This is a genomic window from candidate division KSB1 bacterium, assembly GCA_022562085.1.
GTDB lineage: Bacteria > Zhuqueibacterota > Zhuqueibacteria > Oceanimicrobiales > Oceanimicrobiaceae > Oceanimicrobium.
In genome coordinates this window covers 12,367-28,358 of sequence record JADFPY010000024.1, presented here as the reverse complement: position 1 = coordinate 28,358, position 15,992 = coordinate 12,367, and the positions used below count along the sequence as shown (strand labels likewise).

Below are 15,992 nucleotides of genomic sequence, written 5' to 3'. Positions count from 1 at the left end.
AATGGTTGCGTTATTCTGAAAAAGACAGGGAATGGATTGTCGGCACTCGTGCAGGTTGACGAAATAGTCTTCCCGCAGGGAGAGCACCACAAAAACCGGCATCTGCACATCATATCTTATTTTGGCCAACTGCTCGATAAATTCCTGCCGCAGCTCAGGTTTATCTCGAAATACGATAAAAAACTCTTCGAACTGATCCAGGAACAGCACCAGCGGCTTAAAAGGTTCTTCTTTTTGCTGACCCTGATCGATGGCACGTTTCAGAAAGTCATATAAATCTGGGCTGGTATCCGTGCTCTTGAATTTCAGATTTAGCTCTTTTGCAAGCGCATCGATCACCGAAGCAACGGGCTCGCTTTTCAGGCGAACATAGATGGTTTTGTAGCCGATGTTTTCGAGCGCCGGGCGGACGCCGGCATTGATCAGCGAGGTTTTCCCGGAACCGGACGGCGAGAACAGTACCAGGAGCCGGGAAGAGAGAATTTCACCCACCATTCTCTGGATTTCTTTTTCACGGCCGAAATAAAGATCCGCATCCGCATAGGTGTAATAATCGAGATATTTGTAAGGCGCCCGGCTCATTCCTCAGATGCCTCCGGATTCTTATCGATCCCCAACTGCGGAATTTCGAGATTAAAATGTTCGGCGAGCTTCCTGGCAAATTCGGTGAGATCTTGATCCAGAACCACCACGTTGCGCTTGGCCCAGTAGCGGGTCTGCATATGCGAAGGATTTTTCACCAAAGCGTAGGCGTCTTTGTTGAGATTCAAATTCGCCTGCTGAGAAAGCACACCCTCCCAGATCACCTGAAAATTCCAATCCTCCAGGCTGTAACCCAGAAACAGCAGTGTAAACTGTGGAATGATCATTTTGCGAAAATACTCCGGCATGCCACGGTCGATGTCGTTAAGGTAGGCCAGGTAACGGATGTAGTCTGACTGCGTGATCACCATGCTTCTGGGCTCATCGATGCTGCCGTGCATTTTGTGTAAAATTATATCCGTGTCACCAAAAAATACCGGCCCCTGAAAATGGCCGGTCTTGGGGTTCTGAGGATTGTAGACATGCTTGATGAGGTTGCGGCCGTATTTGTTCAACTCGTTTTCCAGAATGGCATCGTAATTTGAGGTGATCACGATTTTGATCTGGCAAAGTTGCGCGATAACCGTGTGGATGGGTCGTGGCTTGCAGCCTATCTGAATTTTTTCTTGAATGGCTTTCTCAAGCGGTTCGCGGTCACCGCTTTTGGTGTACAAATAATATTCCGCAACTTTTAGTAGGTCATAAACAGTGCCGTTGCTGTACTCGCACTTTTCAGCCAGCCATTTTGCCAACTCACCCCCGGTAGGCAAGCCGGGTTCTTCTTTCGAATCATCTACCTGAAAAGAAGTACAGGCTCCGGCGCCTAAAAACGCCAGACATTTGCCTGATTCGATGGCGTTAAAAATAAGTGTTAAATCCTCGTCTGGCAATTCATTTACCATTCATTTAATTTTATGAATTTGAAAATTTAGGTCCAACAGCAAGGGTTAAATCCTTCAACAAATTCTCAAGATTTTTGCCTTTCCACAATTTCTATCCATTTAGCTATGGCAGTGGCAGTTACAAATCTTTCCATAGATTAACTCTATTGTTGTCTTGACTTTCGAGTTTTTAATCGGAGATCGGAATTTCCGGGTGTGAAGTTAATATGGCATTGAACGCTCTTTACAATTAAAAAAGAATGATTTAAAAAGCAAGGTTCGCTTAAGAAAAAGAAGGTGAGTGCGAACTGAAAAGTGAACCTCAGAAGCGGGAAAGAAGCTTTCCTCGCATTTTATAATTGACTTTTTAACTATGAACAGGTATAATAAGAGGGAGTTAAGGATGTTTCCCATTCCGCAGTTGTGGTAATTTGTGTGTAAAATAATGCACTATGATTTATCTTCATCAGGTCCAAATCTCCGATGCCGGGGGAGTTTTTATCGGAAGTGTTATGAGCTGAAAAAATGACGTAACCGAAGTTTACTTTTGGTCGACTTGCTGAATTGAAATTGATTCACAGCAGAAGCCAAGCAAGGCTTTCGATGATCTTCTCCGCTCAATTCTCGAAGTTAGTCCTATTAATTTTAAAATAAATTTCCTGTGGAAGAGTTATGAAACTAACTAAATTCTTGGTTCTCTTGATATTAGAAGACATAAGATTCCTGGCTTCTCGGGTGCTAACGCATGGCAATATTATTTTCAGGCACAAGTTCTGTTGGAAGAAAAGTGAGATAAAAATGCCTCGTGGCACTTACTGGCCAGGCGTTTCTCGTTTAAAGCGTCTTGCATCTCTGCTACTTCTATTTACGCTGTTTCAAGAAGCACATGGTCAAAATGACACAAGGATTACCGATGGGTTGATAGCATATTATCCTTTCATTGAAGGCAGAGGTTCTCTTGTTGAGGATTTTAGTGATGTCGATTCAACATTGAACCTGACCATTTCCGGGGATAATGTGACATGGTTGACAGAGCGTAACGGGGTTAGCATTGACTCGAGTTCTATTATTTCAAGTATCGGACCTGCCAGCAAACTATTCAGAGAAATCGTCGGCAATGGAGCGTTTTCAATTGAAATCTGGTGTAAAACATCAGATTTGACCCAAAGTGGGCCTGCTCGTTTGGTAAGCTATTCAAGTGATCCATCTTTACGCAATGTAACCCTGGGTCAGGATAGTCTATCTATTGCAATTCGCATAAGAACCACAACAACGACACTCAACGGCACCCCCCAAAGGGTCTCCGGTCCGGTCATTACTAATGATGATGCTCACTATGTTGTTACTTACTCCGAAGAGGGTAATGAGCGGGTATATCTTGATGGCAATGAAGTAATATCGGAGCCACTTCCCGGAGATCTTTCCAACTGGAATAGCTCCTATCCCCTTATTATCGGAAATGAACTCACCGGGGACCGCCCTTGGCTAGGCGAGGTATACTTAGTTGCAATCTACAATCGGGAACTTAGTCAGGACGAAATCAATCAAAATTTTGGCGCTGGTTCAGTAGTTGAAACCAACAATCGGGCGCCACAGACACCGACTCTGTTATCTCCGGACAACAGTACTCTTTTCAACAGTTCCTCGCCACCTCCGAAACTGGAGTGGGGTGTGCCAGAAGATGCAGACAACGATCCCTTACACTTCAGGATAGAAATTGCACAAGACACGAGTTTTAGCTCTGCTTCCATTATCGAATCAAGGACAGATGTGGCAGGGTTTGTACCAACTCCTCCAGTCCCTTCTGGCCAAGATACCGCCTCGTATTCATTGCCCACTGTTTTAGCGGATGGCAAGTATTGGTGGCGGGTGTCTGCCTGGGACGGTTCGGTTTACGGGAGTCAATCTGCACCGCGCTCTTTTATAGTTGATACGACACCACCCACGGGGACTTTGGCGAACTCTCCTGCGGTTAGCGCTGAGGAGGATTTTCTGGTTACCTGGAGAGGAGGAACAGATTCAGGTTCCGGACTTTCCGGAACTTACGACGTAATGGTGCAGGTGGATAATTCACCCTGGACGATTTGGAAGTCGAATACACAGGACACTTCGGCAACCTATAACGGCCTGCACCTGCACACGTACAGCTTTGAAGCTGCAGCGTACGATCGTGCAGGAAACGTAGAGTCCATCTTGCAAATCCCGGAGACCACAACTCAGGTTGACACGGTAGCCAATGATTTCACGGCACCGGGGCCGCCTCTGCTTCTTACTGCCGGTGGTACGAATCCGAGTCCCTGGCAGAATAATCCAACATTCCAGGTAGCCTGGGTACCGCCAACGGATGCAAGTGGAATCGAAAGATCTCTTTTTAAAGTTGATAGTCCACCTGCCGCAAACTTTGACACAACCGGCAGCGCTGCCGGTGAGTCACCGCTTAGTTTTGACACTAAACTTGAGGATGGTCAGAATTTTTATCTCTGGTTTCAGGATGGTCGTGGCAATGTGGACTTCCGCAATAATAGTTCCGTTCTGCTGCGCTACGATGGTACTACTCCCCAAATTTCCGAACTAGCTATTCAGAATCCGGATTTCGACCCTTATTGGTTTAATCAAGATTCAACTGTTGAAGCTACTATTAACATAAAATATAATGAGAGCCACCTGCAACTGATCAGCCTGGAATCAGAAAAATTAAATATCTCAAAAATCATGGAAAACGTTCCCAGTGGAGAGAATATCTCTTTCAATATAGGTCTAAATATTAAGGATAAACCCGACGGCGTTTTTGAGCTGGAAATTAGTTTAATTGACAGTGCAGGAAATAATAGACAAGCTATCCAAAAGTTGGGTCTGGATACAACTCCGCCCACAGGTACGGAAGCCAGTTCTCCTGATACCAGTACCAGCGAAACTTTTACGGTTACGTGGGCCGGCTCCGGAACAGACAACGAGGGATCCGGACTTTCCGGAGTTTACGATGTCCGCTACCAGGTTGATAATGGGCCCTGGCAGAATTTACAGCGGGTTTTCCAGGAAACCTCCATTACGTTCCAGGGGGAAGATGGGCGTACTTATGGATTTGAGGTCGCAGCGCATGATAATGTTAGGAATGTCGAGTCTTTTTCTGACACCGCAGAAACGGTTACAGTGGTCGACACCGAGTTCGTGGATTCGGAACCGCCCACTATTTCCCACCAGCCCCCGTTATCCGTTGATGAAGGACAGGAGGTGATTATTCAAGCAGCCATTCAGGATAATTCCCAAATTGCTCAAGCGGTGCTTTTTTATAGACAAAGCGGCAAGGATATTTTTCAACCGATGCAAATGAGCAACGTTGGCGGCGATACTTACGCCGCTACTATTCCTGCCGCCGAACTTTCAATTTTCGGCATCAATTACTATATCCAGGCCTGGGATGGGTTTCATTTTTCTTATTTTCCGCAAAGCAATTGGGATACTCTGCCCCTCAACTTATCTGTCCGTATCACTGGCATTAATAATGAGGGGCTGTTAAAAGAGACATCCCAGCCTGGCGGCGCGGAGTCGACTTTCTATCGAATGATTTCCGTTCCATTAAATTTAGATGATAAAAGTGCATTGAATATTTTTGAAGATGACCTGGGGCAGTACGAATCAAGCACGTGGCGGTTATTTCAATACAATTCCGGGTCTGACACCTATTCGGAATATCCAAACATACGGCCGTTTTCACCCGGAACTGCAGGCTGGTTGATTGTGCGCGATCCGAACAAACGCATCGATTCAGGCATCGGAACTTCGGTTGAAGCAAACCGGCCGTTTGAGATTCCCCTGAGTCAAGGGTGGAATGATTTTGGACTTCCCTTTAGTTTTCCGGTTGATTGGAGTGACATTCTGGCGACTTCGACCTCAACCGATGCCTTTATGGGGTTGTATACCTACCAGGGTCAGTGGTTGCTGCCCGGTGAAGTCACTACTCTGTCCCCATGGGAGGGGTATTCAGTATTTAGTCAGACATCCGGGGTGGCGTTGTCGATTCCTCCCCTACAATCTGATGGCACTTCGTCGGTTCAAAAGGCGTCCATCAAATTTACCGACTCGGAGTGGTTTCTTAGGGTAGAGGCTGTTTGTGAGTCAGCTCTCGATGGTTCAAGTTACCTAGGCGTTGCTCAGAACGCTGCAGAGACATGGGATAAGTTAGACTATCTGGAGCCGCCTTATATTGCCGATTTTGTTTCCGTGCGTTTTCCGCATAACGATTGGCAGGGGTTTCACGGTAATTTTACCACGGACTTCCGTCCGCCTTTTTATGAAGGACAGGTGTGGCATTTCCAGGTTAAAACAAATATTCAAAACGCCTCGGTTAAATTGCGATTTAGAAATTTGGAATCATTACCCTCTAATTTTCAAGCGAGTTTACTGGATAACAGTACCTTACAAAAAATAGACATCCGGGAAATTTTTGAGTATGAGTTTTTACCTGATCAAAATAGCCTCCAAAGAGAATTCGATTTGATCATTGGCACGAATGAGTATGTTGAAAATTCCGATCAATTAGCTGAGTTATCGCCGGAGTCGTTCTATCTAAGTCAGAATTTTCCGAATCCTTTTAATGCGGGTACCTCCCTTTTCTACCAGGTTAAGGAACAAAGTGAGGTTAGGATAAAAGTCCTAAATATCCTTGGGCAGGAAGTTCGCAAACTATTATCCGAAACCCACATTCCCGGGACTTACCGGATTAACTGGGACGGCACTGCTGACAATGGTCATGCAATGGGTTCAGGAATTTATATCATTCAATTTGAAGCAGGGAAATTTCAACAAATTAGAAAGGTTCTTTTAATTCGATAAATTCGCACGACGAAGCGCGAGAAGTGATGAGCGCTCTTTTTTTCAACTCAGGACTTGATTAATAGCTTTTTTCTAAAGGTTAACAAATCAGAAAAAGGAAGAAAAATGAGTACTACTAAGAAATTAAAATTAATGATCATTCTTGGATGCTTCTTAATAACCGCTCCCGGTTTGGCACAAGAAGAAGCCATCCAAAAACTCAATGAGGGGAAGAAATATTTTTGGGAAGCCAGGTTTGACCAGGCAATTGCATATTTAATAGAAGTCACCGAAATGCCGAATGTATCAAATCGGGTGTTGTTTGATGCTTATTTGCATTTAGGATTTGTTCTCACTCGTCACAATGCAACCGAAGGGGAAATTACATCCGCATTTGAGCAAGCGGTCCGCGCGAATCCAAGAATGGAGCTGGATGAAACGGTCATTCCACCGGACTTGTCGGAGCGATTTAATGAAGTCAGAAACCGTTTGGTTGGCTGTTTGTATATCACTTCTGAGCACGCGAATGTAAATATTATCGCAATTAAAAACGGCCTCGTTTCATACAATAAAAACACGCCAACTCTAATCTGTGAACTCGTGGACGAAAGTTACCAACTGATATTCACTGAAAGGGGTTTTGAAGAACAGTTGTACCAATTGCATTTAACAGCAGGGGCGACAGACACCTTATCTGTAAGACTTGCCCAAAACATTTTGATTGGACAAAGTGGTGGTGGCAAGTGGAAATGGCTTGCGGGAGGTGGAATAGTGGCAGGAGCTGCCGCGGTTTTGTATACGACCGTCTTAAATAAGGGCGAGGGAGGCGATGGCTCAAACGCTTTGCCGGTTCCGCCGGTCAGGCCGAATCGTTAATTTTCCAAGGCCAGCGTTATTGCTCTTTTGCTAATCGGAAAGATACGAATTGTATCGTGTTGTTACCAACGACGATAGCTGTGTCAGCAGGTAGGGTAGCAAACCCTTCCCGCCGTACTTCAATTTTATGAGAGCCAACTTCTAAATTAATTTCAATCGGCGTGGTGTTGTGCTTTTCAGGCCAAATTTTACCATCCACGTAAACATACCCAAAACCGAATTCAAAAGCATTTTTTAGGGAGATTGCGATTTTGCCATATTCAATGGTGTTGAAATCGTGTTTAATATTGAGCACCTGCCCGGCCTTTAACTCCACAGTTTGTTCCCAGCTTTTTTGTAGGCTCGAATTGACCAGTCGAATTTGATGCTGCCCCTGCTGAAACTTCATTTCAAAAGGAGTTTTTCCCCCAAACAAAACATCGTTCACAAAAACAGAATCTGCTCCTGGAATGGCATCCAGGATGAGCGTTCCAAGAGTGTTTACTCTTGGCTCGATATCAAAAGTAACCTGTGTTGTTTCCTGGGATAGTGTGATGTATTTGGTGGTGGAAGTATACCCTGCCATGGATACTCGCGCGGCGTAAATTTTGTCCAGTTCAAGCTGTGAAAGTGTTAGGTGTCCGTTCTTGTCGGTATTACCCACGAACTGATCATCCAGAAAAATATTCGTCTCAATCGGTTTGTTGCCTGACCGCACGAAAATATTCATGGTCGCGGAGCCTGACTGCAAAATATCTTCATTTATAGGTTTTGTCGGCTTTAGCTCAAATTCCTCTGAATCGGAACCATTTGATTTTGGGAAGTCCTCAACCTCGGATAAGTTTGTTTCATCCGTCAAGAACAAAGCGTTTAGAGAATCTAAGGCAGCTATAGCACTCGCAACGGAGTTTTCATCCTGGATGTTGTTAGCGTTGGATAAACCCGTAACCTCGGGGGGTGTTGTTGCAAAACCATTTAGTAAGTCATCGGAACCACTCGCATCAAAGAAAAAATTTTTGCCAAAAATAATGACTGCTACCAGAGCTAAAATAATCAGACCAACGTTTAAAAGTTTTTTGGTTACGAATTTTAGCCCTTGTGACTCATAGGAAATTGTTGACATGTCGGTAGACGTATCTATAGAGGCTTCTTGAATAGGCCAAGGATTCTGGCCTTTTTTTTCTTTAATTTTTGCCTCAAACGCAGCAACTTGTTGCTCGGAAATTTCCAAAGTAGTGGGGACCTCTAAATATTTCTCACTCAGAAATTCCAATGATTGTACAAATTCATTTGAATTCTGAAATCGCTTATCAATAAATTTGTTAATTGATTTATTGATGATTTCGTTAAACTCTATCGGAAGTTGGAGCTCCCCATAATCAACCGGCGGAATTTTACCTGCTAAATGCTGCTCTTGAATGGAAGCCATGTCCTTTTGATTAAAGGGGGGGGTTCCTGTTAAGAATTCAAATAAAATCACACCCAGAGAATAAATATCGCCCCGGCCATCAGCCTGCTCAACACTTCTATAATATTCGGGTGCGATATATTTCGACAGGTCGGCAGATTCTTTGGTGTCGCTCGTGAGAATATTCGAGACGTACCAATTAAATTCAAGGTCACCGATCTTAATGTCACTGTTTGAGTTAATATATACATTGTTTGGATTTAAAAAACCATGGACGACGCCGCGAAGGTGGGCGTAATTTAAGGCTTTGGCTATGTTTGTAAAAATTTTCGTCAAATCCGCCAAAGACAACGAAAAGATTTCCAAAATCAAAGCTTTGAGAGGTTGGAATTCAATTACTTCTGAGGAAATAAAGTAGTGCCCCATGTCTTCGCCGGAATCATAAATTTTGGCGATATTGGGGTGATCTAGCATTCGGGCGATTCGAGCGCCGTTTATGAAATTGCTGACGGCTGTTTGATTCCCGTCAAATTTTTGATCTAAAATTTTGAGAAAAACATTTCTATTGTCTCGTTGATCGATTGCATCATAAAGTGAGTAACACAATCTTGTGCTAAGTTTTTTCTGGATTTTAAAGTTTTCCAGGCTGGGAAAAGGCATGTTTTTTACTTCGGATTCGATTGAAAGAATAATTCTTTAAAACTATGCACAAAAAAACTTAAATGCAATATTTTAATAATTCGTTAGCCTTGATTTATATTTTTTGCAGACTGGGTAGTTTCTAGAACTGTCTGATTCACAATTTTGTTTCTAAGATGTTTGAAATTTATTAAATTAGCGCCAAGAATGAAAAGCCCGGTTCCATTTGGGAGTCGGGCTTTCCTTTGCAGAAAAAAGTGAATTTCCTAACCCGGACAAGCCACGTGGGATACAGATCCAACGGGGCAAGCCGGAAATCTCAAAAAAACAAACTACAAATTACAAGCTTGTCCCCGAATGTTCCCCGATTAAAGAATTCGGGGACAAGTTTAGTCGGGGATAAAACTCAAATACCAAATCCCAATGTCCAATAAAACCATAACTTTCAGTGATTTTGTTTGATGCCGAGCCGTCGGCATTTGTTTTTTGATATTTGTGATTTCAAATTCTCACAAAAAGCTTGTGCTCGAATGCTTCCCCGATAAAAACATTCGGGGACAAATTTATCGAGTATGGCAGAAATTACTTGTCAGTTCCTAATTATTGGGGTACCTAAGGCGCAACCGCCTGCATCATAATCCCGCAAATCCAGGCGCCGTAAGTTCCTAAAGAATAGCCAAGAACAGCCAGCAGCACTCCAACGGGCGCCAATGCCGGATGAAAAGCCGAAGCCACGATAGGCGCGGAAGCAGCGCCGCCGACATTGGCCTGACTGCCGATTGCCACAAAGAAAAACGGCGCTTTAATTATTTTACCAACCGACAAAAGAATAATCACATGGACAATCATCCAGACAATTCCAATTAAAAACAATTGCGGACTTTCGAAAATGGCCATAATATCCATTTTCATACCGATGGTTGCTACTAAAACATACAAAAGTAAACTGCCGTACCTGGAGGCGCCAACCCCCTCGAGCTCGCGGACTTTGGTGAATGAGAGCACCATGCCGCCGGTGGTCGCGATCACGACAATCCAAAAGAAGCCGGAGGTTAGGCTGTATTTAGCAAGTGCGGGCGCATGTTCCGCAATCCAGGGGGCGATTAAATCTGAGCCAAAATGCGCGATGGCGGTAATGCCAAACCCGACCGCCAGAACCATGGTAACATCGGTGAGGCTGGGGATTTTAGCAATGCTCGCCCGGTACTCCTCAATATTTTTACGAACCTCATCAATCGCCGAAGCGTCCGCTTTAAACCAGCGGTCGATTCGTGCTGAGATGCCTGCGCCGTAGAGGAGAAAAGCCATCCAGATGTTCGCCACGATAACATCTACGGTAATCATGGCCGAAAATAGATTATCGCTGACTTCAAAGACCTCTTTCATAGCGGTCATATTTGCGCCGCCGCCTATCCAGCTTCCGGCAACTGTGGTCAGCCCCCGCCAAACGGCATCGCCGCCGCTGCCGCCGACAACGTCGGGAGCAACAAAACTAAAAATTAACACAGCGATTGGACCTCCAATTATAATTCCCACGGTGCCGGCCAGAAACATGATGAGCGCCTTGGGACCAAGACTTAAAATTCGTTTCAAGTCGATGCTTAAAGTTAATAGAACCAAACTGGCGGGCAGTAGATAACGGGAAGAAACAAAATAAAGGTTGGAATTTTCACCGGAAATGATTCCCATTGAATTTAGCAAAGATGGTATAAAATAACACAGCAGCAAAGACGGCACATAGGTGTAAAACTTTTTCCAGAATGGGTTGGAGCTATGAGAGGTTTTGAATACAAAGGCCAGGATAGCAAATAAAATTCCTAAAACGATGGCGTCGTTGGTAAATACCGGTTCCATAGATCTGCCCCTCCTCTTAATTATAACTTATAATTCAATTTGAGTTGAATTATAAGAAAAACAGTTTAAATTGTCAATTAAATCAATTAACAATTTAGATTGTAAGGGTGAAAGCCCATTCGCCCCGACATGCTTAAAAACCGGAGGTCAACATGCTCGATTTTATAAACAAAGTATTCGGCGCCGCAGGCGAACCCGATTCCAAAGAATCAAACGAAGTCCAAGCTCATGATATCCGTATTGCCACTTGCGCACTGTTTCTGGAAATGGCGCAAATCGACGGTGAGTTTAGTGAAAAGGAGCGCGAAAGAATCCTGGCAATCTTAAATGAAGAATATGATTTGTCCGACGAAGTTGCGGCTGAACTAACCGAAGCAGCCGATAAAGAGCGGAAAAATAGCATCGACTTGTGGAAATTCACCAACCTGATCAATGAAAATTATTCGGAGGATGAGAAGATTCGAGTTGTCGAATTTTTATGGAAACTGGTTTATGCGGATGGAAAGCTGGATCAGCACGAAGACTATCTGATTCATAAATTTGCAACCCTTCTCGAAATACGGCACGATCAGCTCATCGCTGCCAAGCTGAGAGTTCTAAATGCATCATCTTGACTTTTGAACTTTAATTCTGTATGTTTCTTCTAATCGACTCACCTGCTTCCCTTTAAGCTGAGATTTTTTTAAGGAGAGAGGATGCCTCCCCAAAAGAACGACCGCCGTACCATATTTGCATGGACTTTGTACGACTTTGCCAATTCCTCTTTTTCAACCCTGGTTTTAACCTTTATTTACGCGACTTATTTCACTAAAACAGTCGCACCTGATGAGATTGCAGGCACAGCGATGTGGTCACGGGGCATCACAATTTCAGCGTTGACAGTTGGACTCCTCTCGCCATTTTTTGGTGCGCTCGCTGATACCGGCGGCTTCAGAAAACGAATTCTCTTGATCTTAACGGCAATTACTGTTATTGGCACCGCCAATCTTTTTAACGTTTTACCAGGTCAGGTTTTAAAAGGACTGGTCTGGTTTGTTATTGCCAACATCGGCATGGAAATGGGCATGGTCTTTTATAATGCTTTCTTACCCGACGTTGCCCCGTCCGATAAAATTGGCCGCATCTCCGGATACGGGTGGGGGGTTGGTTATGTAGGCGGGCTTTTATGCATGGTGGTCGCCATGGTAGGATTTGTACAAACAGAAAATCCCTGGTTCGGTTTCTCTACCGAAAACAGCGAAAATATCCGGGCTACCAATCTCCTTGTGGCTGTTTGGTTTACAATTTTTGCCGTGCCTTTTTTTATTTGGGTGAAAGAGAAAAAAGGCCGGACCTTTCCCAATATCGGGCAGATGGTTTCTTCTACCGTGGGACAACTAAAGAGCACATTCCATGAGATTAAACGCTACCGGCAGATCGTCCGCTTACTTATTGCGCGAATTTTTTATAACGACGGTATCATTACCATCTATTCATTCGGCGGGATTTATGCCGCCGGAACGTTTGGGTTCACATTCTCCGAAATCTTAACCTTTGGGATTGTTTTAAATATCACCGCCGGACTCGGTGCATTTGCGATGGGATTTCTCGATGATCGTATTGGCGGCAAGAGGACCATTCAAATTACGAACATGGTATTCATTGCCGCTACTCTACTCGCTGTTTTTGCGCCAAGTAAACTCTGGTTCTGGGTTTCCGGAATTATCGTGGGGTTTTTCTTAGGCCCCAATCAGGCGGTCAGCCGCTCACTCATGGGACGATTTGTACCTTCGGATAAAGAGACGGAGTTTTTTGGTTTTTATGCTTTTTCGGGAAAAGCAACCGCCTTTATAGGGCCTTTTTTTCTTGGCATCTTGACCGAAATGTTTAATTCGCAGCGCGCCGGGATGAGCATTGTAGTGGTTATGTTTATTGTCGGCAGTTTATTACTAACACGGGTCGATGAAGAGGAGGGGAAGCGGCTTTCCGGGCGTAGTTAATTCCGAAAAGGATGTTTAGAAGTATTACCCGACAGATAATCCAAGCCGTTCGAGACGGTAACGAAATTTGCCACGATTAATTCTTAAAAGCCTGGCCGCCTTGCTTATATTGCCGTCAGCTTTTTCTAAGGCACTCAAAATAATATTTCGTTCGATCTCTTCGAATGGAATACCTTCATCGGGAATTTCGAAGTTAGCGAAATTTAGGTCAACAGTGGTGACCTTTGGGGTATCATTCACACGGGCGCTTGGCCTGGCTTGCTCGGAATCAACAGAAAGGTCGTCAGCTTCGACCCATTCTTCAGACTCAACCAAAACAGCTCGTTCGATGGCGTTTTTCAGCTCACGGATATTGCCTGGCCAATGATAATTTTGTATGAACTCTTTTGCTGACGGTGCAAGGCCCTTAATTTTCCGATCGTACTCCTGATTAAAACTGTCGATGAAGTGCTGTGCCAAAATGACCGAATCCCCATCGCGTTCCCGTAATGGGGGTAGATTTATTTGGTAAACGTTGAGACGATAATACAAATCTTCACGAAAATTACCATCCCTGACAGCTTCCTCAAGATTTACATTTGTGGCCGCAATAATGCGGGTCGAAACTTTGATTTCCTGCAAACCGTTGATGCGGCGAAAACGTTTACTTTCCACCACCTTCAAAAGCTTTGCCTGGATGTTTGTGGAAATATTACCAATTTCATCGAGAAAAATAGTGCCGCCGTTAGCCAATTCAAACAAACCTTGCTTGCGATTATTTGCGCCCGTAAAGGCACCTTTTTCGTAACCAAACAATTCCGACTCCAGCAAATTCTCCGGAATCGCGCCACAGTTGATGTCTACAAATGGCTGCTTAACCGATGGGCTTGCGCTATGAATCAGTCGAGCAATCACCTCTTTTCCAGTGCCGCTTTCGCCAGTTATGAGGGTGGTGAGCGAGGGATTTCTGGCAATTTTTTGAGCCGTTGTGACGACTTTATTAATTGCGGGGGATTTCCCGATAAGGTCTTCGCGTGCATTGCTGATGTTGGAATCTGAATGACTCATCTTTTGTGGCGATCCAAAACTCGATTTCACTCAACACATTTATCTGATCATAGCTGATACTCCTATACTATAATCGGCAAATAAAACAGTAGCTTAACGTATATGTGAAGGTCATTTTTGAAGGCCTAAAGCCTGTCGGAAACCATCGCTTATCAGGTTAAAACTCATGACGGCCAGCACAATAAAGATGCCTGGAAATGTTGCGACCCACCAGGCACTCAGGAGCGCCTGGCGACCATCGTTTATGATGTTGCCCCAGCTCGGACTCGGCGGACGAATTCCTATTCCCAGGAAACTCAAGGCTGATTCTAAAAGAATGACTTCTCCAACCTTCAAAGTTGCAGCGACGATCACCGGGTTTAGACAGTTTGGAATAATGTGCTTCATCAGGATGCGTGTATGCGTAAACCCAAGGCCTTTTGCTGCCAATATGAAATCTCTTTCTTTAACCGAAAGAACTTCGGCTCGGACCAGGCGGGCCGTATCCATCCAGCCGGTGAGACCGAGTAGGGGTATCAAGTACCAGTGACTCACTTGAAAAACTGCGGCCACGGCAATAATAAGGAAAATGACTGGGAAGGCAAGCAGGAAATCCAACAGCCGCATCATGACCGAATCGATAAATCCACCAAAATAGCCGGAGACTGCTCCGTAAATCAAGCCAATGGTTATCGACATCAAGACGACGCTAAATGCGATCGTCAGTGAAATACGCCCCCCGTATAAAACACGGCTGAAAACGTCCCGGCCAAATTTGTCTGTGCCAAACGGGTGCTCATAGGATGGAGATAAATACCGTTCGGTGAGCAGATCGCCGTGCTGAACCGGGTCATATTTTGTAAGGAAACGGCTCATGGAAGCCCCAATAACCAAAAGGCTAATCGCCAGCAAACCGACAATGGCTGGTCTGTGGTTCAAACTTTTCGAGAAAAATGTTTTTTTCATTCTATTAGAAATTTTAATTTTTCGAGAGGCCGGTTCGTACCCGGGGATCAACAAGAAGGTAGAGGAAATCGGAAATTTGATTGCCCATTACCACTGTTAACGCGGCAATGAAAGTACTGGCCAAAATGACCGGGAAATCATGGGCAAAAATAGCGTTTACGGTAATTGTTCCGAGGCCAGGCCAGGCGAATATATGCTCGGTTATGACAGCGCCTCCTAACAAAAAGGGCAAGTGTAACCCAAAAAGAGTGACCAGAGGCAGAAGAGCATTTTTAAGCGCATATTGAAATAGAATTTTCCAGGATTTGATGCCGTATGCTTTTGCGGTGCGAATGTAATTTTGTTCCAGAGCCTCGGCGAGGCTGTTACGTACGAATCGGGCAGTCGAGGCTGCAAATGGCATTGCCAGGATGGATGCGGGCAAAATGAGGTGTTTAATGTAATCAAGAGACTCGGCCCAAAAACCACCTGAGACGTGCAGGCTTCTCATTTGACTGGATGGCAACCAACCCAGTTTTAGAGAAAAGAGCATAATTGCCATCAATCCAAGCCAGAACCCGGGCATCGAATATAAAAAGAGCAGAAATGAAGTGATAAACAGATCAAGTTTGGTTCCGCGCTTTACGGCCGTGATAACACCCAGAACGATTCCCGCGATCGATTGCAAAAAATAAACGACCCCGGTAAGCTTCAATGTGTTTGGAATGGCTTCTGCAAGAATCTCACTGACCGGGCGATGATGGGTGAAGGAAACGCCAAAATTGCCCCTCATGAACTCGCCAATCCAGAGAAAATACTGACGCCACAACGGCAGTTCTAACCCCATTTGCCGGCGAATATTTTCTACAGTCTTTGCATCGATTTCGGGTCGTATGTAAAGGGAGGACGGATCACCCGGCGCAAGGCGCATGAGAAGAAAAGTAATGCTGAGGACACCCCAGACGATGAGCAGAGAGATACCAAGCCTTTTTAGAATATATCTCGCCATGA

11 protein-coding genes are annotated in these 15,992 nt (G+C 44.6%); 4 read left to right on the top strand and 7 right to left on the bottom strand.

Annotation, left to right across the window (positions count from 1 at the left end; translation table 11 throughout):
• Both IH879_04035 and IH879_04030 read right to left on the bottom strand, forming a co-directional pair.
• A partial coding sequence (locus tag IH879_04035) for an ATP-binding protein (protein MCH7674103.1) occupies positions 1-582 on the bottom strand: 582 nt, incomplete at its 3' end.
• Positions 579-1,472: an SIR2 family protein gene (locus IH879_04030; protein ID MCH7674102.1), complete on the bottom strand. Its 894-nt coding sequence runs from the start codon at positions 1,470-1,472 to the stop codon at positions 579-581. The genes IH879_04030 and IH879_04035, both read right to left, overlap by 4 nt.
• 789 nt (positions 1,473-2,261) lie before the next feature.
• On the opposite strand from IH879_04030, the gene IH879_04025 reads away from it, so the two are divergent.
• Together IH879_04025 and IH879_04020 are read left to right on the top strand one after the other, a co-directional pair.
• Entirely contained in the window at positions 2,262-6,296 is a 4,035-nt protein-coding gene (locus IH879_04025; GenBank protein MCH7674101.1) for a T9SS type A sorting domain-containing protein, read from the top strand.
• A 105-nt stretch (positions 6,297-6,401) separates the two neighbouring features.
• Positions 6,402-7,151 carry a hypothetical protein gene (locus IH879_04020; GenBank protein MCH7674100.1) on the top strand — a complete coding sequence of 250 codons (750 nt, stop codon included), beginning with the start codon at positions 6,402-6,404 and terminating at the stop codon, positions 7,149-7,151.
• Positions 7,152-7,167: 16 nt separating this feature from the next.
• Here IH879_04020 and IH879_04015 read toward each other — a convergent pair whose 3' ends face one another.
• Positions 7,168-9,198 carry a serine/threonine protein kinase gene (locus IH879_04015; GenBank protein MCH7674099.1) on the bottom strand — a complete coding sequence of 677 codons (2,031 nt, stop codon included), beginning with the start codon at positions 9,196-9,198 and terminating at the stop codon, positions 7,168-7,170.
• 591 nt (positions 9,199-9,789) lie between these two features.
• A complete protein-coding gene (locus IH879_04010) occupies positions 9,790-11,031 on the bottom strand; it encodes a DUF819 family protein (protein MCH7674098.1) in 1,242 nt (413 codons plus the stop codon).
• Between the two features lie 152 nt (positions 11,032-11,183).
• Between IH879_04010 and IH879_04005 the strand changes: the two genes are divergently transcribed.
• The gene (locus IH879_04005; GenBank protein MCH7674097.1) at positions 11,184-11,645 is read left to right on the top strand and encodes a TerB family tellurite resistance protein; all 462 of its coding nucleotides are present in this window, start codon (positions 11,184-11,186) and stop codon (positions 11,643-11,645) included.
• 81 nt (positions 11,646-11,726) lie between these two features.
• Positions 11,727-13,010, top strand: a complete 1,284-nt coding sequence (locus tag IH879_04000; protein MCH7674096.1) for an MFS transporter — start codon at positions 11,727-11,729, stop codon at positions 13,008-13,010.
• 24 nt (positions 13,011-13,034) lie between these two features.
• Here IH879_04000 and IH879_03995 read toward each other — a convergent pair whose 3' ends face one another.
• From IH879_03995 to IH879_03985, 3 genes are all read right to left on the bottom strand, one after another.
• Positions 13,035-14,057: a sigma 54-interacting transcriptional regulator gene (locus tag IH879_03995; GenBank protein MCH7674095.1), complete on the bottom strand. Its 1,023-nt coding sequence runs from the start codon at positions 14,055-14,057 to the stop codon at positions 13,035-13,037.
• A gap of 111 nt (positions 14,058-14,168) precedes the next feature.
• Positions 14,169-15,002 (bottom strand): ABC transporter permease, encoded by an 834-nt coding sequence (locus tag IH879_03990; protein ID MCH7674094.1) that lies wholly within the window; start codon positions 15,000-15,002, stop codon positions 14,169-14,171.
• Positions 15,003-15,015: 13 nt separating this feature from the next.
• Positions 15,016-15,990: an ABC transporter permease gene (locus IH879_03985; protein MCH7674093.1), complete on the bottom strand. Its 975-nt coding sequence runs from the start codon at positions 15,988-15,990 to the stop codon at positions 15,016-15,018.
• Between the last annotated feature and the right edge of the window lie 2 nt (positions 15,991-15,992).

Coding starts and splice junctions, on each gene's coding strand:
- IH879_04025 (MCH7674101.1), top strand. CDS start 2,262: ATGCCTCGTGGCACTTACTGGCCAGGCGTTTCTCGTTTAAAGCGTCTT.
- IH879_04020 (MCH7674100.1), top strand. CDS start 6,402: ATGAGTACTACTAAGAAATTAAAATTAATGATCATTCTTGGATGCTTC.
- IH879_04015 (MCH7674099.1), bottom strand. CDS start 9,198: ATGCCTTTTCCCAGCCTGGAAAACTTTAAAATCCAGAAAAAACTTAGC.
- IH879_04010 (MCH7674098.1), bottom strand. CDS start 11,031: ATGGAACCGGTATTTACCAACGACGCCATCGTTTTAGGAATTTTATTT.
- IH879_04005 (MCH7674097.1), top strand. CDS start 11,184: ATGCTCGATTTTATAAACAAAGTATTCGGCGCCGCAGGCGAACCCGAT.
- IH879_04000 (MCH7674096.1), top strand. CDS start 11,727: ATGCCTCCCCAAAAGAACGACCGCCGTACCATATTTGCATGGACTTTG.
- IH879_03995 (MCH7674095.1), bottom strand. CDS start 14,057: ATGAGTCATTCAGATTCCAACATCAGCAATGCACGCGAAGACCTTATC.
- IH879_03990 (MCH7674094.1), bottom strand. CDS start 15,002: ATGAAAAAAACATTTTTCTCGAAAAGTTTGAACCACAGACCAGCCATT.
- IH879_03985 (MCH7674093.1), bottom strand. CDS start 15,990: ATGGCGAGATATATTCTAAAAAGGCTTGGTATCTCTCTGCTCATCGTC.